The 22,967-nt window shown below is 73.1% G+C and carries 28 protein-coding genes and 2 pseudogenes; 17 read left to right on the top strand and 13 right to left on the bottom strand.

The window, feature by feature from the left end:
• From AB0L40_RS11375 to AB0L40_RS11355, 5 genes are all read left to right on the top strand, one after another.
• Positions 1–538 (top strand): carboxyl transferase domain-containing protein (locus tag AB0L40_RS11375; RefSeq protein WP_364353733.1); only part of this gene is annotated, 538 nt, incomplete at its 5' end.
• A gap of 237 nt (positions 539–775) precedes the next feature.
• A complete protein-coding gene (locus AB0L40_RS11370) occupies positions 776–1,204 on the top strand; it encodes a GFA family protein (RefSeq protein WP_364353730.1) in 429 nt (142 codons plus the stop codon).
• 11 nt (positions 1,205–1,215) lie between these two features.
• Complete coding sequence (locus AB0L40_RS11365; protein WP_364353727.1) at positions 1,216–2,472, top strand: acyl-CoA dehydrogenase family protein; 1,257 nt, start codon at positions 1,216–1,218, stop codon at positions 2,470–2,472.
• 123 nt (positions 2,473–2,595) lie between these two features.
• Positions 2,596–3,042, top strand: a complete 447-nt coding sequence (locus AB0L40_RS11360) for an SCP2 sterol-binding domain-containing protein (protein WP_364353724.1) — start codon at positions 2,596–2,598, stop codon at positions 3,040–3,042.
• 36 nt (positions 3,043–3,078) lie between these two features.
• The gene (locus AB0L40_RS11355) at positions 3,079–4,188 is read left to right on the top strand and encodes a LuxR C-terminal-related transcriptional regulator (protein WP_364353721.1); all 1,110 of its coding nucleotides are present in this window, start codon (positions 3,079–3,081) and stop codon (positions 4,186–4,188) included.
• Here the strand turns inward: AB0L40_RS11355 and AB0L40_RS11350 are convergent.
• Entirely contained in the window at positions 4,155–4,505 is a 351-nt protein-coding gene (locus tag AB0L40_RS11350; RefSeq protein ID WP_364353718.1) for a hypothetical protein, read from the bottom strand. The genes AB0L40_RS11355 and AB0L40_RS11350 overlap by 34 nt on opposite strands.
• Here AB0L40_RS11350 and AB0L40_RS11345 point away from each other — a divergent pair.
• The 5 genes and pseudogenes from AB0L40_RS11345 to AB0L40_RS11325 all read left to right on the top strand — a co-directional run.
• Positions 4,445–4,912: pseudogene (locus AB0L40_RS11345) on the top strand (SDR family NAD(P)-dependent oxidoreductase); the annotation flags it as partial. The gene AB0L40_RS11350 and the pseudogene AB0L40_RS11345 sit on opposite strands and share 61 nt — an antisense overlap.
• Before the next feature lie 55 nt (positions 4,913–4,967).
• Positions 4,968–5,417 (top strand): helix-turn-helix transcriptional regulator, encoded by a 450-nt coding sequence (locus tag AB0L40_RS11340; protein ID WP_364353715.1) that lies wholly within the window; start codon positions 4,968–4,970, stop codon positions 5,415–5,417.
• A 10-nt stretch (positions 5,418–5,427) separates the two neighbouring features.
• Positions 5,428–5,838 (top strand): VOC family protein, encoded by a 411-nt coding sequence (locus tag AB0L40_RS11335; RefSeq protein ID WP_364353712.1) that lies wholly within the window; start codon positions 5,428–5,430, stop codon positions 5,836–5,838.
• Positions 5,838–6,026 carry a hypothetical protein gene (locus tag AB0L40_RS11330; protein WP_364353709.1) on the top strand — a complete coding sequence of 63 codons (189 nt, stop codon included), beginning with the start codon at positions 5,838–5,840 and terminating at the stop codon, positions 6,024–6,026. The genes AB0L40_RS11335 and AB0L40_RS11330 overlap by 1 nt, the downstream gene beginning before the upstream one ends.
• Positions 5,975–6,091: pseudogene (locus tag AB0L40_RS11325) on the top strand (glyoxalase); the annotation flags it as partial. The gene AB0L40_RS11330 and the pseudogene AB0L40_RS11325, both read left to right, overlap by 52 nt.
• Positions 6,092–6,170: 79 nt before the next feature.
• Here the strand turns inward: AB0L40_RS11325 and AB0L40_RS11320 are convergent.
• The 7 genes from AB0L40_RS11320 to AB0L40_RS11290 form a co-directional block, all read right to left on the bottom strand.
• Positions 6,171–7,484: an MFS transporter gene (locus AB0L40_RS11320; RefSeq protein ID WP_364353706.1), complete on the bottom strand. Its 1,314-nt coding sequence runs from the start codon at positions 7,482–7,484 to the stop codon at positions 6,171–6,173.
• 65 nt (positions 7,485–7,549) lie between these two features.
• Positions 7,550–7,906, bottom strand: a complete 357-nt coding sequence (locus AB0L40_RS11315; protein ID WP_364353703.1) for a hypothetical protein — start codon at positions 7,904–7,906, stop codon at positions 7,550–7,552.
• A gap of 278 nt (positions 7,907–8,184) precedes the next feature.
• Positions 8,185–8,538 carry a multidrug efflux SMR transporter gene (locus AB0L40_RS11310; RefSeq protein ID WP_364353700.1) on the bottom strand — a complete coding sequence of 118 codons (354 nt, stop codon included), beginning with the start codon at positions 8,536–8,538 and terminating at the stop codon, positions 8,185–8,187.
• 122 nt (positions 8,539–8,660) lie between these two features.
• Positions 8,661–8,981 (bottom strand): SMR family transporter, encoded by a 321-nt coding sequence (locus AB0L40_RS11305; RefSeq protein ID WP_364353697.1) that lies wholly within the window; start codon positions 8,979–8,981, stop codon positions 8,661–8,663.
• A gap of 110 nt (positions 8,982–9,091) precedes the next feature.
• Entirely contained in the window at positions 9,092–9,553 is a 462-nt protein-coding gene (locus AB0L40_RS11300; RefSeq protein ID WP_364353694.1) for a MarR family winged helix-turn-helix transcriptional regulator, read from the bottom strand.
• 421 nt (positions 9,554–9,974) lie between these two features.
• Positions 9,975–10,544, bottom strand: coding sequence for an NAD(P)H-dependent oxidoreductase (locus AB0L40_RS11295; RefSeq protein WP_364353691.1), 570 nt, complete (start codon positions 10,542–10,544; stop codon positions 9,975–9,977).
• A gap of 25 nt (positions 10,545–10,569) precedes the next feature.
• Positions 10,570–11,997, bottom strand: coding sequence for a DHA2 family efflux MFS transporter permease subunit (locus AB0L40_RS11290; RefSeq protein ID WP_364353688.1), 1,428 nt, complete (start codon positions 11,995–11,997; stop codon positions 10,570–10,572).
• A 92-nt stretch (positions 11,998–12,089) separates the two neighbouring features.
• Between AB0L40_RS11290 and AB0L40_RS11285 the strand changes: the two genes are divergently transcribed.
• Complete coding sequence (locus tag AB0L40_RS11285) at positions 12,090–12,593, top strand: MarR family transcriptional regulator (RefSeq protein WP_364353685.1); 504 nt, start codon at positions 12,090–12,092, stop codon at positions 12,591–12,593.
• Positions 12,594–12,714: 121 nt separating this feature from the next.
• Here the strand turns inward: AB0L40_RS11285 and AB0L40_RS11280 are convergent, their stop codons facing one another.
• Positions 12,715–13,188, bottom strand: coding sequence for a MarR family transcriptional regulator (locus tag AB0L40_RS11280; RefSeq protein ID WP_364353682.1), 474 nt, complete (start codon positions 13,186–13,188; stop codon positions 12,715–12,717).
• A gap of 63 nt (positions 13,189–13,251) precedes the next feature.
• Between AB0L40_RS11280 and AB0L40_RS11275 the strand changes: the two genes are divergently transcribed.
• The 6 genes from AB0L40_RS11275 to AB0L40_RS11250 all read left to right on the top strand — a co-directional run bounded on the left by AB0L40_RS11275 (position 13,252) and on the right by AB0L40_RS11250 (position 18,125).
• Complete coding sequence (locus AB0L40_RS11275) at positions 13,252–14,145, top strand: ABC transporter ATP-binding protein (protein WP_364353679.1); 894 nt, start codon at positions 13,252–13,254, stop codon at positions 14,143–14,145.
• Positions 14,142–15,722, top strand: coding sequence for an ABC transporter permease (locus AB0L40_RS11270; RefSeq protein WP_364353676.1), 1,581 nt, complete (start codon positions 14,142–14,144; stop codon positions 15,720–15,722). Before AB0L40_RS11275 ends, AB0L40_RS11270 begins: the two co-directional genes overlap by 4 nt.
• Before the next feature lie 74 nt (positions 15,723–15,796).
• Entirely contained in the window at positions 15,797–16,090 is a 294-nt protein-coding gene (locus tag AB0L40_RS11265) for a putative quinol monooxygenase (protein ID WP_364353673.1), read from the top strand.
• Between the two features lie 79 nt (positions 16,091–16,169).
• Positions 16,170–16,802: an alpha/beta fold hydrolase gene (locus AB0L40_RS11260; protein ID WP_364353670.1), complete on the top strand. Its 633-nt coding sequence runs from the start codon at positions 16,170–16,172 to the stop codon at positions 16,800–16,802.
• Between the two features lie 196 nt (positions 16,803–16,998).
• Positions 16,999–17,880 (top strand): DMT family transporter, encoded by an 882-nt coding sequence (locus AB0L40_RS11255; RefSeq protein WP_364353667.1) that lies wholly within the window; start codon positions 16,999–17,001, stop codon positions 17,878–17,880.
• Positions 17,881–17,918: 38 nt separating this feature from the next.
• A complete protein-coding gene (locus tag AB0L40_RS11250; RefSeq protein WP_364353664.1) occupies positions 17,919–18,125 on the top strand; it encodes a hypothetical protein in 207 nt (68 codons plus the stop codon).
• Positions 18,126–18,578: 453 nt separating this feature from the next.
• Here AB0L40_RS11250 and AB0L40_RS11245 read toward each other — a convergent pair whose 3' ends face one another.
• Genes AB0L40_RS11245 through AB0L40_RS11230 form a run of 4 tightly spaced genes read right to left on the bottom strand, consistent with a single transcriptional unit; the run spans position 18,579 to position 22,841 of the window.
• The gene (locus AB0L40_RS11245) at positions 18,579–20,096 is read right to left on the bottom strand and encodes a hypothetical protein (RefSeq protein WP_364353661.1); all 1,518 of its coding nucleotides are present in this window, start codon (positions 20,094–20,096) and stop codon (positions 18,579–18,581) included.
• Entirely contained in the window at positions 20,096–20,860 is a 765-nt protein-coding gene (locus AB0L40_RS11240) for an ATP-binding protein (protein ID WP_364353658.1), read from the bottom strand. The genes AB0L40_RS11245 and AB0L40_RS11240 overlap by 1 nt, the downstream gene beginning before the upstream one ends.
• Complete coding sequence (locus tag AB0L40_RS11235; RefSeq protein ID WP_364353655.1) at positions 20,857–22,359, bottom strand: DDE-type integrase/transposase/recombinase; 1,503 nt, start codon at positions 22,357–22,359, stop codon at positions 20,857–20,859. Before AB0L40_RS11235 ends, AB0L40_RS11240 begins: the two co-directional genes overlap by 4 nt.
• Positions 22,356–22,841: a hypothetical protein gene (locus AB0L40_RS11230; protein ID WP_364353652.1), complete on the bottom strand. Its 486-nt coding sequence runs from the start codon at positions 22,839–22,841 to the stop codon at positions 22,356–22,358. The genes AB0L40_RS11235 and AB0L40_RS11230 overlap by 4 nt, the downstream gene beginning before the upstream one ends.
• Positions 22,842–22,967: the final 126 nt, after the last annotated feature.

Genomic DNA, 22,967 nt, shown 5'->3' with positions numbered 1-22,967 from the left:
CTCGGAGTCCGCGCTGAAGGGCGCGCACTTCATCGAGCTCTGCGACCAGCGGAAGATCCCGCTGATCTTCCTGCAGAACATCACGGGCTTCATGGTCGGCAAGGACGCCGAGGCCGGCGGCATCGCCAAGCACGGCGCGAAGCTCATCGCCGCGGTCTCGACGACCAGGGTGCCGCGCCTGACGGTCATCGTCGGCGGCTCGTTCGGCGCCGGCAACTACGGCATGTCCGGCCGGCCGTACTTCCCGCGCTTCCTCTGGATGTGGCCGAACGCCCGCATCTCGGTCATGGGCGGCGACCAGGCGGCGAACGTCCTGGCCACCGTCGGCAAGGAGACCGACGAGGAGAAGATCGAGGCCCGCAAGGCCGAGATCCGCGAGCAGTTCGAGCGGCAGGGCCACCCGTACTACTCGAGCGCCCGCATGTGGGACGACGGCGTGATCCCGCCCGAGTCCACCCGCGACGTGCTCGGCCTGGCGCTCTCGGCGTGCGCCAACGCGCCGCTGGCGGAGCGCAAGACGCCGACCTACCGCATGTAGCCGGACCGCCCGCGGCCCCGGGAACGGGCGCCGCGGGCCCGCCGTCGCGCCCGTCCCGAGGGGTCGGACACCACCTTCGGGGGCGCGGACGGCGTCCTCCACCCCCTTCGGGTGGTGGACATCCCGCGTGCGGACGATTCGCGGGTGCGCGCGCGAGGCGTAGAAGTTCATCGTGACGCGAGGCGTCACGCGTGCGGCGCGCAGCGCCACGCCGCATCACTTCGAGGAGGAGAACGCATGTCGAGGCTCGACGGACACTGCCTGTGTGGCAACGTCACCTACACGGTCGACACCGAGGATCCGATCATGACCGGGATCTGCCACTGCCGGGACTGCCAGCGGTCCACCGGCACGGCCTACTCGATCATCGCCGCCGTCGAGATCGGCGAGTTCCACGTCGAGGGCGCGTCGCTCAAGCAGTTCGACACGATGGGCGAGGACCGCAAGTCGCCGGCCCACCGGAACTTCTGCTCCAACTGCGGCTCGCAGCTGTTCTCGATCCTGGGCGACGCGGACGACATCGTCTGGATCAAGGCCGGGACGCTGAACGACGCGTCGTGGCTGGAGCCCGAGCTCGAGGCCTGGACGGACTCCGCGCAGCCCTGGGCGCTCCAGGGCGAGCGCGACGACCGCGGGTACTTCCCCCGCGGACTCGACACGGACTGAGTCCGGCCACCATGGGCACCGGGCAGCACGAGGTCGAGATCACGCGGGAGGAGAGCGACGCGCTCATCGCCCGCGCGGTCGAGCTGGCGAAGGCGTTCGACCGGGTCGGTGCGTCCGCGGACGCCGACAACCGCTTCCCGACGGAGCTGGTGCCCCTCTACAAGGAGAGCGGCCTCGTCGACCTCGCCGTCCCGAAGCGCTACGGCGGCAAGGGCGGCGACATCTGGACGGTCACGCGCGTCTCGATGGAGCTCGCGAAGGGCGACCCGGCCTGCGCCCTGGCCTTCAACATGCACCAGACGATGGTCGGCATCTTCCGCGGCCTGCTCGACGAGCCGACGAAGGAGCGCGTCTTCCGCGGCGTCGTCGAGGACCGGGACATCGTCTGCGGCCCGTTCTCGGAGGACCGCGCCGGCCTGATGGGCCTGGCGGACACGATCGCCATCCCCGACGGGGACGGCTGGATCATCCGGGGCCAGAAGACCTGGGCGACGCTCTGCCTCGGCGCCGACGTGGTCGCGTTCAACGCGACGATCACCGGCGCGGACGGCTCGCTCCCGGCCGCGTTCGCCGACCACGCCGCGGCGGAGGCCGTGTTCGTCATCCGCAAGGACCTGCCCGGCGTCTCGATCAAGGAGACGTGGGACACCATGGGCATGCGGGCCACGGGCACGCACACGCTGGTGTTCGACGACGTGCGGATCGGGCCGGAGACCCACGGCGGGGACTTCCGCGGCGGGCTCTTCGCGGAGTTCGAGTGGGCGTCCCTGACGTTCTCGGGCGTCTACATCGGGCTCGCGTACAAGGCGTACGAGTACACCCGCGACAAGCTGCGCACCAAGTCCCTCGGCGCGACGCAGGCCGGGCAGGACGTGGCGCTGCGCGACATCGGCTTCAACCAGTCCAACCTCGGGCGCACGCTCGTCGACATCGAGACCGCCTACCGCGCGCTCGAGACGACGGCGCGGATCCTCGAGGAGGGCCGCGACGCCGCCTGGGACCCGGCGGCGCGGCTGGCCTACATCGACGTGACGAAGGTCGCGACCACCGAGGCCGCGATCCGCGCCACCGACGCCGGGCTGCGCCTGATCGGCGGCTCCGCGTTCCGCCGCGGGCAGCCGCTCGAGCGGCTCTACCGCGACGCGCGCGCCGGGCCGTTCCACCCGCTGACGACCGAGCAGGCCTACGACCTGATCGGGAGGGCCGAGCTCGGCCTCCTCGACGGGGCGCGGGGAACCCCGGTGGACGAGCAGGCCGTCCCCGCCTAGGCGCCGACGCGAGCCGGCGGAGGACGAGCGATGGCGAGCACGGCGATTCTCCGCCGGTCTCCCGCGCCCGTCCACGGCGGGCCCGCGCTCGCGCGCGCCTGCCGATCGCCATCATCCGACCCCATGCTCGAACCCGAGCACCCGCCCGGAGGGCCGCATCGCGCGGAGCCCGCCGGCGACGGGCCCACCCCCTCGACGGCCGCGACGCGGTTCGTCGCCGACGTCGAGCGCGCGCTCGAGGACCCGCAGACCGCGCGGCGGCTGAGCCTGGCGGGCGTCCGCGCCCGGATCGACGTCACCGACGCCGGCGAGGCCGTGACGCTGCTGCTGGACCGCTTCCCGCCGCAGGTGCTCCTCGGGACCGGCTCGCAGGAGCCGACCGTCCGGCTCGCGGTCGGCTCGGACGACCTCGACAGCATGCTCGCCGAGGGGTCGCACCTGCCGATGGCGATCCTCGCGGGCGACGTCGTCTTCGAGGGCTCGGTCCGCAAGCTCCTCAGGGTCCTCCCGATCCTGCGGGCCGCCGTCGACGCGGTCCGCTTCGCCCGCGACGACGACCCGTCCGCGTAGCCCCGTGCCCTCGCCTCCGGGTCAGCGGGGTGCGCGGTGAGCGGCACGACGATCATCGCCCGGACGGCCGACTACCTGGAGCGCCGCCCGGTCTCGGCGGACCTCACGGAGCCGGACGTCCTGGACGAGGACCTCGCGATCGTCTGTGCGCTGCTGGAGGCCGAGCTGCGGGACGACGACGGCCGCGCGCCCGAGCGGGTCGCGATGCTCGTCGAGGAGCTGGCCCGGGCGACGGCGCTCCGCGCTCGCCTGCGGGCGCACGTCGGCGGGCTCGGCGCGGGCATCGCGCCACGGATCCACGACGCGCTGGGCCGCCTGCGGGCGTCGCCGACCGTCGCCGCGCTGCTGCCCGCCGCCGCGGCCGAGCTCGGCGCCTGCTGCGGCTTCGACCGCACCGTCGTGTCGCGCCTGCGCGGCTCGGCGTGGCGCGCGGAGGCCGTCTGGGTCGCGCCGGGGCTCGACCCGGCGGTCACGACCGCGACCGTCGACTACCTCACCCACGACTGGATCGGGCTCGGCCCCGGCGTGCTGGAGACCGAGATCGTGCAGCGCCGCGTCGCCTGCCTGGTCGACCCCGAGGACCCGCGCACGAACAAGGACCTCGTCGCGGCGTCGCAGACGCGCGGCTACGTGGTGGCGCCGGTCGTCGCCGCGGACCGGGTGGTCGGCTTCCTCCAGGCGGACTGCTTCGGCGACGGCCGCCGGCTGGGGCCGCTGGACCGGGACAACCTGCGCGCGTTCGCCGACGGGTTCGGCTTCGTCCTCGAGCGGGTCGCCCGCCTGGAGCGCCTGGTCCAGCGCCGACGCCGGCTGGACCGCGCCGTCGACGCCGCCAGCCGCAGCCTCAGCACCCTGAGTCGCGACGAGGCCTCGCTCGCGCGCGGGCGCCACGTCCCCGTCCCCGAGGCGACGATGGCCGTCCGTGCGTCCCCGACGCGGATCGAGCAGCTGCTGACCGCCCGCGAGCGCGAGGTCGCCGACCTGCTGGTGACGGGCGCCCGCAACGCCCAGATCGCGGAGCGGCTCGTGATCAGCGAGGACACCGTCAAGTCCCACGTGCGCACGGTGGCGCGCAAGCTCGAGGCCTCCAGCCGGGCGGACGCCGTGGCCCGCTACCTGCGCCACGTCCTGCGGGAGGCGCCGTGAGCGCCCCGGTCCCCGCCGCCGGCCGGACGGTGTTCGGCGGGGCGCCCGCGCACCGCCGCCGTCGTCGCGGGGCGGCGGCCGCGGAGCTGGGCGCCCTGGGCGTGCGCCTGCGGGATCTGGACGTCGACGTCCGGGTGCCCGCCGCGGCGGACGGCGACCCCTCCGCGGTCGTCGCGGAGATGACGGCCGCCGTCGCCCGGCACCTGCGCTCCGCCGCCCCGGCCCCCGGCGTCGCCGCCGCGCTGGGCGTCCTGGCCTGCGACCTCCAGCGGCTCGGCCTCGGGCTCGTGGACGACGAGCTCGCGGAGCACGAGCACCGCCGCGAGGGCGGGGGGGGGGCGCGGGCCCCCCGCCGCCCCCCCCCCGCCAGCGGCGCCTCGTCGCCTCCGGCGCGACCGTCGTCGCCACCGCCCGCACGGCACCCGCCGAGGGCCCCGGCTTCACGTTCCTGCCGGCCGACGTCAGCGCCGCCGCCGGGGTCGCGTCGCTGGCCGAGCGCGCCCTGGACCTGCTCGGCGGGATCGACGTCGTCGTCAACGTCGTCGGCGGCAGCGCCACGTACGACGGCCTCGCCACCGGCCTGACCGACGAGGACTGGCAGCGCGGGCTCGACACCAACCTGCTCGGCGCCGTCCGCCTGGACCGGGCGCTCGTCCCGTCGATGGTGCAGCAGGGGAGCGGCGCGATCGTGCACGTCACGTCGATCCAGCGCCGCGTCCCGCTGCCGTCGACGTCGGCAGCGTGCGGACGATCTGACGCGGGGGAGGATCCGTGGGACGATGCCCGGCGTGACCAGCCCCGCCGACCCGCCGCACCTGGCCGACCTCGTCCGGCTGCGGCGCGTCCGCGACCGGATCGACCGGGAGTACGCCCAGCCGCTCGACGTCGAGGCGCTCGCTCGCGGCGCGCACATGTCGGCCGGGCACTTCAGCCGCGAGTTCCGCAAGGCGTACGGCGAGTCGCCCTACTCGTACCTGATGACCCGCCGGATCGAGCGGGCGATGGCGCTGCTGCGCCAGGACGAGCTGTCCGTGACCGAGGTCTGCTTCGCGGTCGGCAGCTCGTCGCTGGGCACGTTCACGACCCGCTTCACCGAGCTCGTCGGGGTCTCGCCTGGCGCGTACCGCCGCGACCCGTCGCGCTCGACGGCCGGGATGGCGGCGTGCCTCGCCAAGCAGGTGACGCGACCGATCAGGAATCGAGAAGTCCCGGGGTCCGCGCGCTCCTAGTCTGCGGCGCATGGACATCACCATCGCCCAGGCGCTCCTCCCGCACGAGGACCCCGCCGCCTCCCTCGCCTTCTACCGCGACGCCCTCGGCTTCGAGGTCCGCGACACCGTCGAATACGGCGGCATGCAGTGGATCACGCTCGGCCCCGCGGGCCAGCCGGACACGTCGATCGTGCTCTACCCGCCAGTCGCGACCCCGGGCCTGACCGACGAGGAGCGGCGCACCGTCAGCGAGATGATGGCGAAGGGCACCTACGCCAGCATCAACCTGGCGACCGACGACGTCGACGGCGTGTTCGCTCGCGTGCAGGCCGGCGACGCGGAGGTCGTGCAGGAGCCCACGGACCAGCCCTACGGCGTCCGGGACTGCTCGTTCCGCGACCCGGCGGGCAACCTCATCCGGATCCAGGAGCGCCGCTGATGCCCGCCCTGACCGCGATCACGCTGGAGGCCCCCGACCCGGCGGCCGCGGACGCGGTCCACGCCGCCGCGTTCGACCTGGGCGACGGCGTCGCCACCCGGCCGGCGGAGGCGCCGAGCGCCGGGTCCCGCCGCCCGCCAAGGACGTCGGCGTCGACGCCGGGGGCAGCGGGTCGCCCCGGATCGTGATCGGCGGCGACGCCGGGTCGTTCATCGATCCCGACGGGTTCGTCTGGAAGGCCGCGGTGGCCTGAGCGCCGTCGGTCGCCGCGGGCTGCCGCCCGTGCTGCGCCGCGCCCCCGCCGAGGGCCCGCGGGTCGTCGGCCACCCGGCTCAGCCGGGCCTGGCGCCGGCGGGGACGACCGCGTTCTCCGCCGCGAGCTCCGCCTCCGCGTGGTCGACGTCGTAGGCCGCCAGCGCCGGGAACGCGAGCGCGACGAGACCCGCCCCGACGACGCACGCAAGCCCGCCTGAGACGACGGAGACGCGCGCGGACGTCAGCGACGCGACGGCACCGCCCTCGACGTCACCGAGCCGGGGCCCGCTCTGCACGACGAGCGAGAAGACCGACGACATCCGGCCGCGCATGGCGTCGGGCGTGACGGTCTGGTTGATCGTCGACCGGCAGACGGCGCTGACGCTGTCGGCGGCCCCGGCGACCGCCAGGCAGAGGACCGCGAAGAGCAACGAGGGCACGGCGCCGGCCAGCGCGATCGCGAGCCCCCAGACGACGACGGCGACGATCACGATCCGGCCGAGCCGCCGGGCGCTGGAGAGCCACCCCGCCGTGAGCGCCGCGGCCGTGGCCCCGACGGAGACCGACGCGTTGAGCAGCCCGGTCCCCGTCGCACCGGCGTGGTAGACGCTGACCGACAGGACCGGGAACAGCGTCCGCGGCATCCCGAACGTCATCGCCGAGAGATCGATCGCGAAGGACCCCATGAGCGCCCTCCGAGAGCGCACGAAGCGCAGCCCGTCGACGATCGACCGCCAGACCCCGACGTCGTCGGCCGCCACGGCCCGCGGCGGCTGGGGGCTCAGCGGCAGCACCGACGCGACCATCCCCAGGCACGTCACGGCGTCGAAGGCGTAGGTCGTCCCGAGCCCGCCGGTCGCGATCAGCACGCCGCCGAGTGCGGGCCCGACGACCATCGTCACCTGCATCAGCCCGAAGTTCAGCGCCAGCGCCGGCCGCAGGCGGTCCGCGGGCACGACGTTCGGGACGATCGCCGTGCGACAGACGTTCTGGACGGCGTTGCCGCCGGCCAGGAGCGCGCCGAGGACGTACAGCAGCGCGATCGGCGGCTCGCCTGCGTACGCCCCGGCCGCCAGGCCCGCGGAGAGCAGCACGAGGACGATCTGCACGAGCAGGAGCAGCCGCCGCCGGTCCGTGCGGTCCGCGATCGCGCCGCCCCACAGGGACATCGCGATCAGCGGGGCGAGCTCGAACGCCCCGAGCAGGCCGGTGAGGGCGGGCGACCGCGTCTGCACGTACAGCTGGTAGGGGAGGGCGACCAGCGTGGCCTGCGTCCCGAGACCGGTCACCACGCTCCCGACGACGAGCAGCCGGTAGTCGCGGGACTCCCTGAGCGGCGACAGGTCCATCGAGAGGTTCGACCGCAGCGCGGCCAGCCGTCGGCGGGCCACGTCAGCCGCGCCCGGGGCGGCCGCCGGCGGCGCCGGTGACCCTCAGGGTCGTGGCCATCGGCCGGTCAGCGGCCCGTGACGAGCTGGATGTACTCGAAGATCACACCGTCGCCGTGGCGGGCGATCAGGCGCGGCCCGTTCGGCCCGGGGTCCGGCCCCTCGAGCAGGGTGCCGCCGTGCGCGACGACGGCCTCCGCGACCACCTCGACGTCGCGGACGCTGACGGTCGCGGCGTGGGAGCGCACCTCGTCGTCCGCGCCCTCGACGACCAGGAACGCGCCGACCTTCGCCAGGCGCATCGTCCCGAACCCGAACCGGTGGGGCTCCTCCCCGCCGGCGAGGTCCCGGTAAAGGGGGAGCGCCGCGTCGAGGTCGTCGACGTAGGCGCGGGCGAGGACGCCGATCACGTTGGGATCGCTCATGCCCCGAGTATGCGCGACGCGGCGTCCCGCCCCGTCGCCACGCCGACGGCCCGGCCGCGCGCGGCGTCGACGGTGCCCGGCGGCGGGTGGAGCGGGCCGGCCGAGGCCTGGTCGGAGACCGCCGGACGGGCCCGTCCACCCGACCGGCTGCTCGGCACGCGGGCCGGGACGCAGGACGCCGAGGACACGGCCGGAGGATCACCGTGGCGCACGACGGTGACGTGATCGTCGGCGTCGGCGGTCCCGTCCGGGCCGCCGCCGTCCGGCGGGACGTCCCGTCACGCCGCCGGGCCCGCCACGGACGCCGGCTTCTCGGTCTCCCGTGACGAGCGATCCGCGAGCTTCAGCCAGACCACGCCCGTGATGATGACCGCCAGCCAGAAGGCGCGGACGAGCGTGAGCGACTCGTCGAAGACCACCGGGCCGAGGATGGCGGCACCGACGGCGCCGATGCCCGCCCAGACGGCGTAGCCGATTCCGACGTCGATGGCCCGCAGGGCGACGCTCAAGGCGAGGAGCGTCAGCGGGAAGAAGACGACCGCGGAGAGCGACCAGCCGAGGACGGTGAACCCCTCGCTCCCTCCGACGCTGAGGGCGTACGCGACCTCGAACACCCCGGCCAGGAGCAGCACGAGCCAGGCACGGTCTCCGGCATCGCGAGCCGGGGAGTCCGACGTCGCGGGTCGTCCCTGCTCGTCCGCGGACCTGGACGCGGGACGGAGGACGGTCGTGGGGGCGGGACTCGAGGGACGCATCACGCGGCTCCGCTGAGCTGCAGCCCGACGACGCCGGCGACGACGATGCCGATGCCGAGCAGCTGCCTCCCGGACGGCCGCTCCCCGAGGGCGAGCGCCCCGACCACGACGATGCCGACGCCGGCCGCCGAGGTCCACAGCGCGTAGCCGACGCCCACGTCGAACGTGAGGAGCGCCTGGCTGAGGAAGAGGGTCGCGATCGCACCGGCGACGAGCGTCGCCGCCGTCCACCTCCGGTCGGTGAATCCCTCGGCCTTGCTCGCGGAGAACGCCACCGCGATCTCGAAGACCACGGCGATCCCCAGGAAGAGCCAGCTCATCGTGCTCCTCCTGGGGTCGGTCCCGCGTTCGGTGTCATGACGTCCTGTCGCTGCATGTACATACATCTATCACGATCCGAGCGTTCTGCAACCGCCGTACGCGATGGGGTTCACGCTGGGGAGATCAGCCGTCCGACGTCGGTGACGTCGTGGCGGAGCTGCCCGGCGTCGACCTCGGGGAAGTGCGCCGTCACCGCGCCGAGGAGCGCACTGACCCGCTCCTCGTACGGGCCGCGCACCTCGCGGACAAGAGCCTCGCCCTGGTCCGTGATCACCGCGTAGACGCCACGCGCGTCGTCGGGGCAGACGTCGCGGCGCGTCAGGGCCTTCGCGTCCAGGCGGCTCACCAGGCGCGTCGCGGAGCTCTGGCTCAGGCCCACCCGCTGCGCGAGGTCGTTGACCCGCAGCTCCTTGTCCGGAGCGTCCGCCAGGTGCGCCAGCGCGCGGTACTCCGTGAGCCCGACCCGGTACTGCTCCAGGAGCCACTTGCCCAGGCTCGCATCGACGGCCGACGCGAAGGCGGCGACCCGGGACCACGCGGCGCTGGCACCCGTCACCGGACCGGGGCTCACGGGCGGCCCACTAGCTGCATGTGCATGCAGCTGAGCCTACCGCGGTCGCCGAATGACGGCGGATCGAGCGCAGCGGGTCCCCGACCCGGGCGTGGTTCAGGGCGTCTCGGACGATCTGCTCGTCGTCGACGACGGGACCGACGTGCCGGGCCCGGTCCGCGAGCAGCCGGCGCGGGGCCCCGGGGGCGCGCGGACCCGGTCGCCCGGGCCGAGGACCGCCGAGGGGTCCCCGCGGCGACCCGCAGATCGACGGCGGACCGGCGCCGGGAGTCCTCGATCGTGCCGTCGAGATCGTCGACCTCCGACGCGACGTGGTCGACGCCGATCACGCGGGCCCGCGGTTCGATCGTGGTCTCGTGCGGCCCTGTTCGGATGGGACCCCGGGTCGCTCCCCGGCCGTCGGGCCGGCGGCGTGTGGCGATCAGTCGCGGACGGCGCTCAGCGCACGGGACCAGGCGACGGTCTCGTCGAGCATCGCGTCGAGGACCTGGATCTGGCGGTCGGTCGTGGCGACGCCGTCCTCGTCGGTGTCGACGCCGAGGGTGAGGGCGAGGTGGCTGCGGACGCCGGCGAGCTGCAGCTCGGCGGCGACGAGGCGGAGGTGCTCGACGGCGCGCTGGCCGCCCTGGACGCCGTAGCTGACGAAGCCACAGGCCTTGTCGTTCCACTCGGCGAAGAGGAAGTCGATGGCGTTCTTCAGCGCGCCGGAGGTCGAGTGGTTGTACTCGGGGGTCACGAAGACGTAACCGTCGTAGGCGCCGATCGCCGCGGCCCACGCCCTGGTGTGCGGCTGGGCGTAGGAGCCCATGATGGCGGGGGTCGCCTCGTCGAGGTGCGGCAGGCCGTACTCGGCGATGTCGACGACGTCGAACGCGGCGTGCAGCTCGTCCGCGCGCTGGGCGGCGTGCTGGTGGACCCAGCGGCCGATCGTGTCGGCCTTGCGTCCGGGGCGGGTGCTGCCCAGGACGATCGCGATGCGGGTGGGGGTCATGACGTGATCCCTTCGGTGGGGGTGATCAGGACGTGGAGAGCGAGGTCGAGGCGGCAGGGCCGGCGGCCCGTTCGGTGCGCCGGAGCCAGACTGCGGAGGCGAGGCCGAGCAACGAGAACGCGGTGAGGCAGGCGAAGGTGCGGTGGAAGGCGGCCTGGGTCCCGCCGTCCAGCGCGCCGGCGAGGGTGACGGCCAGGAGCGATCCGCCGAGCGCGCCGCCGACGCGCTGCAGGACATTGACCTGCGAGGCCGCGTCGGGCAGCTGCCGTTCGCCGACCGCCGAATAGGCGGCCACCGTGGGCGGCATCAGCGCGAGCGCGAGCGCGGCACCACGCGCGACCAGGAGCGCCTGGACGACGAGGCCGTCGGCGTCGACGTCCAGCAGGACGAACGGGAAGGTCGTCAGCGCGGTCGCGGCGCAGCCGACGACGCTGATGGTGCCCCCGCCGAGGCGGTCGACGAGCCCGCCGACGAACGGCATCGTGACGGCCGTTCCGACGCTCAGCCCGATCGACAGGAGACCGGTCTCCAGGACGCCGGAGCCCCGTCCGCTCTGGAAGTAGAGGGGGAGGAGGAGGAAGGCGCCGAACATCGCCGCGCCGCTGGTGAGCGTCGTCGCGCAGGCGGCGGCGAAGGTCGGGATCCGGAAGAGGCCGAGGTCGAGGATCGGAGCGGTGTGCCGGCGGGCATGGCGCACGAACAGCGCGAGCAGCAACGCGCCGCCGACGGTCGGGACGAGCACGCCGGCGGCGACGAGCGTGCGCTGCTCGCCCCAGGCGGTGAGCCCGTAGACGAGCGCCGGGACGCCGACGGTCACCAGCGCGAGGCCGGCGAGGTCCAGCCGGATCTCGGGCTCGGGGGCGCCACGCGGGATCACGCGCAGTCCGAGGACGAGGCCGACGATCCCGATCGGCACGTTGATCAGGAACAGCCACGGCCAGGAGGCGCCGTCGATGACGAGGCCGCCGACGACCGGTCCGAGCGCGGGGGCGAGTCCGACCGCGAGGCCGACGCTCGCCATGACCCGGCCCAGACGCCCGGGGCCGGCCGCTTGGCCGAGCACCGTCTGCCCGGCCGGGATCAGCACGCCGGCCGCGATGCCCTGCGCGACGCGCAGGACGATCAGGACCTCGACGCTGCGGGCCGCGGCGCAGAGCGCCGAGGTCGCGGTGAAGGCCGCCAGCGCCGTCAGCCACATCCGCCCGACGCCGACGCGGCGACCGAGCCACCCGGCAGCGGGGAGCGAGACGCCCAGGGCGATCAGGTGGGCACTGGCGACCCACTGCACGTCGTCGAGCGACGCGTGGAGGTCGCGAGCGATCGTGTCGAGGCCGACGTTGACGATCGTCGCGTCCAGGCCGCTCATGAACGCGCCGAACACGATCACGGCGGCGAGATGCCACACGCGGCGGGGGATCGGCTCGAAGGCTTCGGGCTGCTCGGCGGAGGTCATCGTGGGTCGCCCTCGATCGTTGGAACTCCAACGGACTACGTCGACCGTAGCGCATTGTCGTTGGAAGTCCAACGAACCGGTACGCTGGTGTCGTGCCACAACGAGACGCAGCCGCGCGCCCGGCACGCCGGGCTCCGGCGGAGCCACCCGAGCGCCTGCGCCGACTGCCGAGCTGGCTGCTCAACCATCTGGCGCTGCGGGCCAACCGGCTCGTCGCCGCCCGCATCGAGCACGGTGGTCGGCGCGGCGACTACGCGGTCCTCGCCTCGCTGGAGGAGACCGGGCCGGCGAGTCAGGCGGAGCTCGCCCGGCGCCTGGCGATCGACCGCGGAGACCTCGTCGGGCTCCTGAACCGCCTGCACGACGAGCGCCTCGCGGAGCGCCGGCCCGACCCCGACGACCGGCGACGCAACGTCGTCACGATCACCGCAGCGGGCCGGCGCGCGCTCGCCGTGCTCGAGCGGGACGTCGAGGCCGCCCAGGACGACCTGCTCGCCCCGCTGAGCGCGGAGCAGCGCTCGGACCTCATGGGCCTGCTCGGCCAGATGCTCGACCACCACCACGCGGACGCCGGCGGCCACGAACGGGGCGACTGAGGTCGATCGTGCGGTGCGGACGGTCCTCCGGCGGCCGAGCCGGCGACGTGCGCGTGCTCCGGTGAGCCGCCGTCCGGGTCACGGACGGGCGTGGCTGGTCGCCGGCGCGTGGCCGGGTCGTTCACGCACCGTCGCGCGTCGCCCTCCAGCGCTCCATGAGCGTGGGCAGCTCGGAGCCGAGGAACACGAAGAAGTCGTGGGACTCGCCCAGGCGCCGAGCGGCGGGGCTCCCGGGCTCGAGGGCCTTGGTCCCGTCGGCGAGGACGGCGGTGAAGGCGGTGAGGGTGTCCGAGCGGCGCAGGACGTTCTCGTACCAGAGGTCATCGCGCAGGGCGTACGAATCGGTCCGGGCGCCGGGTTCGCGTTCGCGCACGAACAGCTGCACCTGGACGAGATAGCGGACCGCTCCTGAGACGGCCGCAGGGCTGACTCCGAGCCCGGAGGCGAGCTCGGTCGCGGTCGCGTTGCCGGCGTCACGGGCGAGCACGTAGGCGAACACCCGCGCGGCCATCCTCGGCCATCCGGCCTCGGTCAACACCAGTGCGAACCGCTCGACGAAGCGCAGGTCCGGGGTCGAGACGTCGTCCGTCGCCATCGGCCCATCCTACGTGATTTCACACGCTTCACACATTCATGAAACGCGTGTACTGTCGGAGGCATGGTCGATCCGATCGACGTCTCCGGCTTGACGAAGGCCTTCGGCGCCACGCGAGCGCTCGACGGTCTCGAGTTGCACGTCCGGGCGGGGGAGGTGCACGGGTTCCTCGGTCCCAACGGGGCGGGGAAGTCCACGACGATCCGCGTCCTGCTCGGGCTGCTGCGCCACGACGGAGGCCGCACCCTGCTGTTCGGTGGTGATCCGTGGCGGCAGGCGCCGGAGCTGCACCGTCGCCTGGCGTACGTGGCCGGCGATGTCGTCCTGTGGCCGGAGCTGAGCGGCGGGGAGACCATCGATCTGCTCGGCCGGATGCGCGGCCAGGACGTCCTGGCGCGCCGCGATGAGCTGATCGAGCGGTTCCAGCTCGATCCGACCAAGCGCGGCAAGGCGTACTCGAAGGGCAACCGGCAGAAGGTCGCGCTCGTCGCGGCGTTGGCCGCGGACGTCGAGCTGCTGATCCTCGACGAGCCCACGTCCGGTCTGGATCCGCTGATGGAGGACGTCTTCCAGCAGTGCGTGGGGGAGGCCCGGGACCGCGGGCAGACGGTGCTGCTCTCCAGCCACATCCTCGGCGAGGTCGAGCGGCTCTGCGACCGGCTCTCTATCGTCCGGGACGGGCGCACGGTCCGCACGGGCACGCTGGACGAGCTGCGCACCGGCACCGCGATGCGGATCCGCGCCCGGATCGCGGGCCGCGCCGTGGGTCTGGATCGCATCGCGGGCACCGACGAGGTGAAGATCTCCGGAGACGAGGTGACCCTCGCGGTGCAGCCCGGTGCGCTGGGCGAGGTCCTCGAGGTGCTCCGGCGTGCGGAGGTTCAGGAGCTCGAGAGTTCTCCGCCGTCCCTCGAGGAGGTCTTCCGCAGCTCCTACGGCCCCGCGAGTCGACGATGAGCTCCACGGTGCGGGCCCTGGTGCGCGTGACCGTCGGCCGCGACCGCGTGCTCGGCCCGGTCGCCCTCTACGTCGTCGCGGGCTACACGCTCGCCCAGGCCGCGGCGATCCACTGGGGCTACGCGAGCCCCGAGGACCGCCACGGCCTGGCGCGGACGGCGCAGGGCAACGCGACGTACGCGGCGCTGCTCGGGCCGGCGCGCGCGCTGGACGATCTGGGTGGCCTGACGGCATGGCGCACGGTCGTCGTCGGCGCGACGTTCGCCGGGCTCACCGGTCTGCTGCTGGCCGTCCGGCACACCCGTGCGGAGGAGGAGCTCGGTCGCGGGGAGCTGCTGCTGGCCGGGGCCGTCGGTCGCCGGGCCCCCGCAGGCGTCGCGCTCGGGTGGATCGCGGCGCTGCAGGTCGCCGGCGGTGCGGTTCTCGCGATCGGACTGATGGCGCTCGGGCTGCCCGTCGTCGGTGCGGTGCTCCAGGGTGCGGCGGTCGCGGCCGTCGGCGTCCTCTTCGCCGCCGTGGCCGTCCTGGCCTCGCAGCTGGTCGCGACCGCCCGCGCCGCGCGAGCGGTCGCAGGTGTGGCACTCGGTACCGCGTTCCTGCTGCGCGCCGTGACCGACGCCGGAGGCCCGGACGCCTTTCGGTGGGTCACACCGCTGGGATGGGCGGAGGAGGTCGCGCCGTTCACCGCGAACGATCCCGCCCCGCTGCTGCTCCTGGTCGCCGCCACCATGGTGGTGGTCGCGGTCGCGCTGCGACTGCAGGGAGCCCGCGACCACGGGACCGGGCTCCTCACCAGGACGACGCCCGGCCCCGACCGGGCCTCGGCGCGACTGCGCGGCGTGTACGGGTTGACGATCCGCCGGCAGCGCTCGGCGGTGGCGGGCTGGGGTGCGGGGCTCTTCGCCGTCGGTGCCGCGGTCGGTGCCGTGGCCACCAGTGCAGACGATCTGCTCGGCGACGGCGGAACGGGTGCGAAGCTGCTGGACCGCGCCGGCGGCGACCCAGTCGACGCGTTCCTCTCCAGCACGAGCACCGTCGTCGCGATGCTCGCCTGCGGCTTCACCCTTCAGGCGCTCCTGCGCCTGCGACGCGACGAGGTCTCCGGGCTGCTGGAGGCGACGCTGGCCACCGCGACGCGCCGCCGGCAGACGTTGTTGGGTGCCCATGTCGTGGTCGCGGGGATCGGCAGCGTCGTCGTCCTCCTCTGCGCCGGCGTCGGGCTCCTCGTCGTGCTCACCCTCTCGGGCGACCCGGGGCACGGTGTCGACGGCCTCCTCGCCACGCTCTCGCGCACCCCGGCGCTCTGGGTCCTCGGCGCCGTCTCCGCGTTGCTCGTCGGTGCCGCACCACGGGCCTCCGCCCTGGGTTGGGCAGCCCTGGCGAGCTGTCTTGCGCTCTGGATCATCGATCCGCTCCTCGGCCTGCCGACGGCGGTCTCCGACGTCTCGCCGTTCGGACTCCTGCCCGATCTTCCCGCCGCCCCGTTCGGCGCCGTCGCGACCGCCGCGCTGATCGCCGCGACCGCCGTCGTTCTCGCCCTCGCCGACGCCGCGCTCCGGCGCCGCGACCTCACCTGACCCCGCCCTGCCGACGGGCGCGGCCGACCGACGCCGTTCTGGTCGCCCCGGACCGCGGGCGATCGGGGTGATCCGTGGCGTGGCGCGTCGGATGGCCTCTGCAGCGGCAGTTCGCGGCCACTCGTGCCGAGCCGGGCTCCACGAGCTTCCGCGTCCTCCTGGATGGCGAGCCGGGCGAGTTCTTCACCTTCTCGGGCTGGCGCGACGAGGCGGCGCTCCGCGCGCACTACCGCACCGACCACTACCTGCGCTACCGCAGCCTGGTCGGTCCGCTGCTGGCGAGGCCGAGCGACGTCACCGTGCTCCACGTCTCGCAGACGGTGCATCCTCGCGACCCGAACCTGCCGGACCCGGACCTGCTCGGCTGACGCGCCGAGGCCGACTCCGCCGTCCCGCCGGCCTGCGGGACGGCGGGACCGGACCGACACGGCGACCTACACTTCGCGCGTGGTCGTGTTCGAGGCAGGCAGCCCCCGGGGAATCGTGCTCTTCGCCGCGGGCGCCGGCGGCGACCCTCGGCGCTACAGCACGCTTCTGGAGGGCCTCGCGCGCGGTCGACTGACGGTCCTGGCGCCCACGAGTCCGCGGCTGGACCCGCGCAACGTCACCGGGGATCAGCTCCGCGAGCGGGCGGCGGGTCTGAGGTCGGCGCTGGCCGAGCACGCTGACGAGCGTCTCCCGGTGACCATCGTCGGTCACTCCATCGGCGGTGCCGCCGCGTTGTCCCTGGCAGGCGCGGTGCCCTGGGGGCGCGACGCCCAGCCGATCCCCGTGCCCACCGAAGGGCGGGTGACGCGCGTGGTGCTGCTCGCTCCGTCCCTCGGCTGGTTCGGGGCGCCGGGGGCGCTGTCGAAGGTCCGGGTACCGATCGAGGTCTTCGCCGGGGCGGAGGACGTCATCACGCCCCCCGAGACCACCGAGGTGCTGCACTCGGCACCGGGGCCCGTCCAGATCGATGTCGACGAGCACGTCGGGCACTTCGACTGCATGACCGAGCTCCCGCCGGGCGAGACGCCGGCACGGGGCGCCGGCCACGGTGCGTTCCTCGAGGCGCTGGCCGCGCGCGTCGCGGGCTCGTAGACCCAGCCGGCACCGCCGACGTCGGCATGGCCGGCGGCCCCGCATCCGGGCTCGCGGCCGTGACGCCGGTCCGACGCGACGCACGTCTCCCCGAGCGTCGTGGCGAGCACCATCGAGCCGGGCCCGATCTTGGGTCGGTCGCCACCGTCCCGGGACCGTCGTCGTCGGAGGACCAGGGATCGAGGAGGATGGTCCGATGCTCCTGGGGCTCCTGATCGCGGTGCTCTCCGCGATCGCCACGAACGCCTCGTTCCTGTTGAAGTACCGCGGGGCGATCGAGGTCGAACCCGTTCGCGCCGGTCATCCGCTGCGCAGCGCCCGTGCGCTGTTCTCCTCTCGCACGTTCACGCTCGGCTGGCTGCTGGCGTTCGGGGCGTTCGCGCTGCACGCCGGCGCGCTGGCGCTCGCGCCGATCTCCGTGGTGCAGGCCGTGCTCTCCGGCGGGCTGGTCTTCCTCGCCGTCCTGGCCGAGCGGTACTTCGGGTTCCAGCTCGGGCGCCGCCAATGGGGTGGCGTGGTCATCACGGCCATCGGTCTCGCGGTCATCGCCTTGACCGGCGACTTCACCCCGGAGGACCGAGAGGCGTCGCTCGCCGGGCTGATCGCCGTCGAGGTGGTCGTCTTCGGGGCGGCCGTCGTCCTCGTCCTCGCCGCGCTCCTGCACGACGGGAGGCTCCGACGCCAGGAGGGCCTGCTCCTCGGGATCGCGGCCGGAGCCATGTTCGGCGTCTCCGACATCGCGGTGAAGTACCTGACCGGCACCGTCGGCGACGACGTCCTCTCGATCGTCAGTCCGTGGACCGGCGCGGCGGTCCTGGCCGGGGTCGTCGCGTTCTACGCCTCTGCCCGCGGGCTCCAGATCGGTCCGGGTCTCGAGGTCATCGCCCTGACGTCGGTCGCGGCGAACCTCTCGGCCATGATCGGTGGCGTGCTGGTCTTCCACGACACCGTCGGCGCCGGCCCGGTCGCGATCGGTCTGCGCGTCGTCGCCTTCGTCCTCGTGATCGGCGGTGCGGCGCTCATGCCCGCACCGACGCGAACGGCGCCGGAGGTCCCGGAGGAGCCGCTCACCACCTGAGCCCCGCCGCGGAGGGCGTCGTCGAGCCCGGCATCGCCGTGGTCGCCAACCGCCTCGGCGACGTCCTCGTGCACACCACCGGCTTCGAGCTGCTGGCCCGCCCGCTGCGCAGCGGCCGCCGCCGGCCCGCTGCGCATCGCCGGCTGACGGGTCTCGACGGCCCGGGCACCGATGCGGCCCGCGTGTCGTGCGGGAGTCCGCCGGGCGTCCAAGAGCACGGTCGAAGGGACCCTTCGTCGCTCTAGGATTCCATAAGATCGATTATCGAGCGTAGGGACCCACGACCCGCTGCTGGCCTTCGACCGCGGCCGGCAGCGGCCAGCGCTCAATCGGCGTGTCAGCTGCGGAACGGTTCGGCGGCAATGGCGGCGCCGACGGGCTCGACGGTGCCAAGAGCGAGATCGGGGTCGGCAGCGCGTGTGGAACGACACGAGGTTGAGGTCGAAACGACGTCAGAGTGAGGCAGTTAGCGACACCACTCTGAGGTAGCTGACGACATCGAGTGAGGCAGTTAGCGACACGAGTCTGAGGCAGTTGGCGACAGCGGTGAGGCCGTCGCGGCCGTGCGTGACGGCGGAGTTGCCGGTCGCCGGCTTCCGGCATGGAGTCGAGCGGAGGCGCTCGACGCCGGGCCCGTGATGGTCCTCGCGCCGGTTCGGCGAACCCGTTCGGGCGGCGCCGGCGCTGAGCGCGACTGATCAGACCCAGCGGGTCGGCAGGCGGGGTCCGACGTGTACGCCGGTGCGTGCTTTGAGGTTCTCGAAGAACCAGCCGACGAGCGTGTGCTTGCGGCGGTGCTGGTCCCGCTCGGCCAGCCCATGTTCGAGGAGCCAATCCAGACCCTCTGTGGTTGCGACCCTCGCGTGAGGCACGCTGCGGATCGATTCCGGATCGAAGAGCTCATGGGCGCAGAGTGCGGCGGCCAGCGGCATCGCGTCCGGGGTCCGGATCATCGCGAGATGATGGCGCTCGCCGGCCTCGACCGGTGCGTCGTATGCGGCGATCGCGAGCCTGCAGTAGGCGACGCCGGGCCGGATAGCTTCGATGATTGGTATGAGCCCGGAGTACTCGAGTGGTGAGGATCGCGTCGCGGTGTGGATCGAGACGATTGAGTAGCTCGAACGGTCTGGGGGTAGTCCCACGACTGTCTTTGGGCGCCTTCTCGCGATGCGAGCGGAACTCTGGGTGTGTGTGGCGAGTGCGGCGCGGGCTTGCCATTGGAGCCATGGCGGGATGTCGATGACCTCCCCGGTGCTTGGGATGAACTGACTCCCGTCGTCGGCCACGATGACGTCGCCGCGTTCCCGGGTCGAGTGCGGCCACGAGAACCGCATCTGGGCGTAGATGTCGAGAAGCGCTTCGTTGGGGTCGGCGTGCTGGTCGTAGAGCGTTCCGTTGGCGGCGGGACCTTCGAGCGCGTCGCGCTTCAGTGTTCGGATGGCGTTGGCGATCATCGTCGGGTCGGTGACGAGCAGACCGTCGGCCATGAAGACGTCTTCCTCGAGGGCGCGTAGCAGGACGGATAGATCTGCTGCGGAGTTCGAGACGAGCGCGATGCGTGCGACGACCGCGAGAACGTCGCGGCGGCTGTAGGGCTGCCGGCCGAGCATTCCCTGCATCACGGGCCAGAGGGCCTCGTACGTTCCATGCAGGTTGACGAGGGATCGGTAGGTCTGCGACCGGGTTGGGGTGCCGGCGATGGTCTGGCGGGCGAACGGGTACGGCGGCAGGATCGGGCTCCCCCACTCGGGGGTCGGGTCGCGCTCGAGCAGGCGGTCCTCGTCGACGGTCGGCTGTGCGGGTTCGTGCCACGGGCGGGTCAGGAACATGGTCCACGGCCAGTGATCCGCTGCGGTTGCCGCGATCATCGGGCTGGTCTCTATGGGTGCGACGAGCCAGACGTTGACGCGATCGTCGGCCAGTTCGGTGAGCCAGCGGATGGCCGCGGCGGAGAGCCGGTGGGCGCCGTAGACGATGAGCTGGCAGCGCGGACGTGCTGTGGTCAGCCACGCTGCTGCCCAGGCTTGGATCTTCGTTCTGGGAGCGTCGAGGTCGGCGGGACGTCCGAGGGCCCAGAGGATGTCGTCGGCGAGCGGGCCGGGGCCGCTGTTGCCTTGGGCGTGGGTGACGATCACGCCGCTGGCGGGGGCATGCAGCGCGTTGATCTTGCGGGCGGCGTCGACGTCGTCGGGGTCTTCCAGGACGCGCAGCAGCATCAGCGGTGGGGCACGTCGACGCCGTGCCAGAGCAGCAGGGCGGGCACCTCGTCCATCGTCACGGGCGCGGTGGTGTTCTTCCGGGTGGTGGTCGCGGTGACGGTGATCGAGGCCCAGTTGCCAATCATCCCTTGAGCGAAGTGGCTGTCGACGACGTCGATGACGTCTTGTTCGGTCTTCCAGACGGGGTGGTATTTCGGCAGCAGGGTGCGTACCTCGTCGAGATTGAGGTAGCGAAAGAACGTGCGGCGGAAGATGCGTCGGCGGAGGTGCGGTTCAGCCCCGATGCGCGCCCAACAGTCCTCGCCGCCGGCGAGGATGAGCGTGAAGTTCGATTCGCGGTGCTCGTAGAGGAACCTCAGATGGTCGAGGCACTTGCGGTCCATGCGCTGCGCTTCGTCGACGATCACGATGCGCGGGGTCCGGAGTGCCTCGATCAGGGGCCGCGCTTTCTTGTGCTTACTCACCCGGTTGCCGCCGGCGTCGCCGGTCAGCTCGAGCAGCATCTGCTCGGTGATCGAGAGCATGGTCGGGTCCTCCCCGGGCTCGAACCGCAGGACGGGAAGGTCAAACTCGGGCTGCACGGAGTCCAGGAGGAACGTCTTGCCGGCGCCGGGCGGTCCGGTGATCGCGCCGATCGCGCGGTGGGCAACGGTCTGGTGCAGGCTCTCCCGTCCGATCACCCAGAACGGCGTGCGCAGCAACGCGGCACCCTGAAGATCGAGGAAGTGCTTGCCGGGCCCCGCGCTGCGCGGGGCACTCATGCGGCGCTCTGGTCGGCGTCGCTGGTGGGCTGCGGTGCTTTCGCGTGCGTTGCGGCGGGCTTGTCGAGGTCGGTGGCGAGCTGGAGGTGGTTGAGGAGGTCCATGACGTTCTTCGAGACGCCGCTGGTCTCACGGGCGGCCTCCGCGGCGGTGATGACGGTGGAGTCCTCGGCGCGTTGGTTGTCCGTGATCGCTCGCGTCTGAGCGCGGGCGAGACGCCGCGCGGCGGCGAGGTCCTTCTTCTGACGCTCAAGGTGCTCGGTGCGGACGCGCAGGACCTCCTCGACCTGTGCGGGGCTCGCGGGGTCTGCGAGCCGGGCGGTGCACCAGTGCTCGTCGTCGCGGTAGATCTCGACGTGGCGTTGGTCGTCCTGGGCGTAGCGCACCTCCACCGGCGTCCCGACGTGCCCCTCGAACTCCGGGGCGTAGTAGTGCCGACCGGCGAACCTGATCCCCCACCCCCCAACGGTGCGCTTGGCCTTGGTCAACAGGTACCGGCGGAGGACCTCGTCGGGGACGCGACGCTCCGGCGTTGCGTCCTCGGCGTAGACCATGGTCGGGGTGCTGCCGTTGAGGCTGCGGTGCGCCCGGTTCTCGTACCGCTCGTGGGTCTGGAAGAAGAGCTCCTCGAACGTGGGAAGCGGGATGACGGGCGGGCCGCCGAGGAGCGGCTTTCCCTTGATGTCGACCGCCGGTGTCGGTGTCGTGCCGCAGGCGTGGGTGAGCATGCGGTTCAGCGTTTGGTGGAACCGTTCGACCTTGCCCTTGTGGTGCGGGTGGTACGCGAGGGTCGCCATCGCGACGTACCCCAGCGACGAGGCGTGCTGTGTGATCGAGCGGGCGAGGAACTCGCGGCCCTGATCGAAGATCAGCGCGCGAGGCGTGCCGCACCGGCGTATCGCCATACCAAGGGCTGCGAGCACATGTCCCTGATTCGGGCGCAGCGAGATCGAGGCGCCGACTGCGCGGCGGCTGTACCCGTCGATGATCACGGTCATCCACGGCTTGACCGGGATGGTCCCCCGGAGCGGGATCACGTTGATGTCGAGTTGCTTGTGGTCCGCCAGCCAGACCTCATTGCGATAGACGTCCTCGACCGCGACGACCAGACGCTTTCCCCGGGCGGCGGCGTGGCCTCTCTCCGCGAGAGCTCGCTCGTCGGGCGTGAAGTCGAGGTCTCGGGCCCGCTGCATGGTGCGGACCGTCGGCAGCGGCTCGTCGTGGGCTTCGGATGCCAGCAGCGCCCGGGCGTACGTCACGTCTCCTGCGGCGCGGTAGTAGGCCGCGCGGGCTTGGCCGTTCCAGCACCAGCGTCGGCGGTCTATGGCGTCGGGGACGCCGTGCTGGACGTAGCGCTGCAGCGTCGAGCGGGACACCCCGAGCGCCTCGCTGATCTCGTGGAGCCAACCGGGAGGCAGCCTGTTGGCGTGGGCGGCCTGCGCGGCGCGCATCCGCTCGACAGCAAACTTCACCGTCGCGCGGTCCGCTCGTGTGCTCACGATGCCCTCCGGTCCTGGGACGGGACCAGCAGCGTCGTGGTGGTCCGTAGCCCGATGATTCGGACCCCGGTGAAGCACTCGCCAAATGCGATAGACCCGGCAGCGGCCTGCGTCTCGGCTCGGGCGCGGCGGCTGGTGGGGCGCGCCCTGCCGGTCGTCAGTTCATCGGCGAACAGCTCACCGTCGCTCAGTCGCCAGAGGAGACCGAACTGCACCCCGCGGTGGTGCGCCTCGACGGACTGCAGGCGCGCACCGGGCGTGGCGTGGTGGGTGAAGTACGACGCTGCGAGCGTCGTAACGGCCCCGAGGGCGGCTTGGTGGCCGCTGGATGAGCGACGTCGGGTCCGACGAGTCCGCGCGACCCGCTCGATCAGGTCGATCGTCGGCTCGTCGTCGAGCACCGAGCACAGCGCGACCACGCGACGTGTCGCCGCCTCGACCGTCGAAGCGCGCGACACCAACTCCGCGAGCTCGTCCCGCAAGTCTGGGCGATCGGACCCCACCACGCTGAGCCTTCGCCGGCCGGGGGCGCTGTCGGGGCCGCCGCGCGACGAGCACGGAGGGACGGTGGTCGGTTCGCCGGCGGCGCGTGGAAGCGAGGTCACGCC

It is taken from the genome of Patulibacter sp. NPDC049589, assembly GCF_040675535.1.
Taxonomy (GTDB): Bacteria; Actinomycetota; Thermoleophilia; order Solirubrobacterales; family Solirubrobacteraceae; genus Patulibacter.
This window is presented reverse-complemented; position numbering and strand designations above follow the sequence as displayed.

Bases quoted from the DNA above. Each gene is read 5' to 3' on its own strand.
- AB0L40_RS11370 (WP_364353730.1), top strand. From the start codon at position 776: ATGTCGAGGCTCGACGGACACTGCCTGTGTGGCAACGTCACCTACACG.
- AB0L40_RS11365 (WP_364353727.1), top strand. From the start codon at position 1,216: ATGGGCACCGGGCAGCACGAGGTCGAGATCACGCGGGAGGAGAGCGAC.
- AB0L40_RS11360 (WP_364353724.1), top strand. From the start codon at position 2,596: ATGCTCGAACCCGAGCACCCGCCCGGAGGGCCGCATCGCGCGGAGCCC.
- AB0L40_RS11340 (WP_364353715.1), top strand. From the start codon at position 4,968: ATGCCCGGCGTGACCAGCCCCGCCGACCCGCCGCACCTGGCCGACCTC.
- AB0L40_RS11335 (WP_364353712.1), top strand. From the start codon at position 5,428: ATGGACATCACCATCGCCCAGGCGCTCCTCCCGCACGAGGACCCCGCC.
- AB0L40_RS11330 (WP_364353709.1), top strand. From the start codon at position 5,838: ATGCCCGCCCTGACCGCGATCACGCTGGAGGCCCCCGACCCGGCGGCC.
- AB0L40_RS11315 (WP_364353703.1), bottom strand. From the start codon at position 7,906: ATGAGCGATCCCAACGTGATCGGCGTCCTCGCCCGCGCCTACGTCGAC.
- AB0L40_RS11305 (WP_364353697.1), bottom strand. From the start codon at position 8,981: ATGAGCTGGCTCTTCCTGGGGATCGCCGTGGTCTTCGAGATCGCGGTG.
- AB0L40_RS11295 (WP_364353691.1), bottom strand. From the start codon at position 10,544: ATGACCCCCACCCGCATCGCGATCGTCCTGGGCAGCACCCGCCCCGGA.
- AB0L40_RS11290 (WP_364353688.1), bottom strand. From the start codon at position 11,997: ATGACCTCCGCCGAGCAGCCCGAAGCCTTCGAGCCGATCCCCCGCCGC.
- AB0L40_RS11280 (WP_364353682.1), bottom strand. From the start codon at position 13,188: ATGGCGACGGACGACGTCTCGACCCCGGACCTGCGCTTCGTCGAGCGG.
- AB0L40_RS11275 (WP_364353679.1), top strand. From the start codon at position 13,252: ATGGTCGATCCGATCGACGTCTCCGGCTTGACGAAGGCCTTCGGCGCC.
- AB0L40_RS11270 (WP_364353676.1), top strand. From the start codon at position 14,142: ATGAGCTCCACGGTGCGGGCCCTGGTGCGCGTGACCGTCGGCCGCGAC.
- AB0L40_RS11255 (WP_364353667.1), top strand. From the start codon at position 16,999: ATGCTCCTGGGGCTCCTGATCGCGGTGCTCTCCGCGATCGCCACGAAC.
- AB0L40_RS11245 (WP_364353661.1), bottom strand. From the start codon at position 20,096: ATGCTGCTGCGCGTCCTGGAAGACCCCGACGACGTCGACGCCGCCCGC.
- AB0L40_RS11240 (WP_364353658.1), bottom strand. From the start codon at position 20,860: ATGAGTGCCCCGCGCAGCGCGGGGCCCGGCAAGCACTTCCTCGATCTT.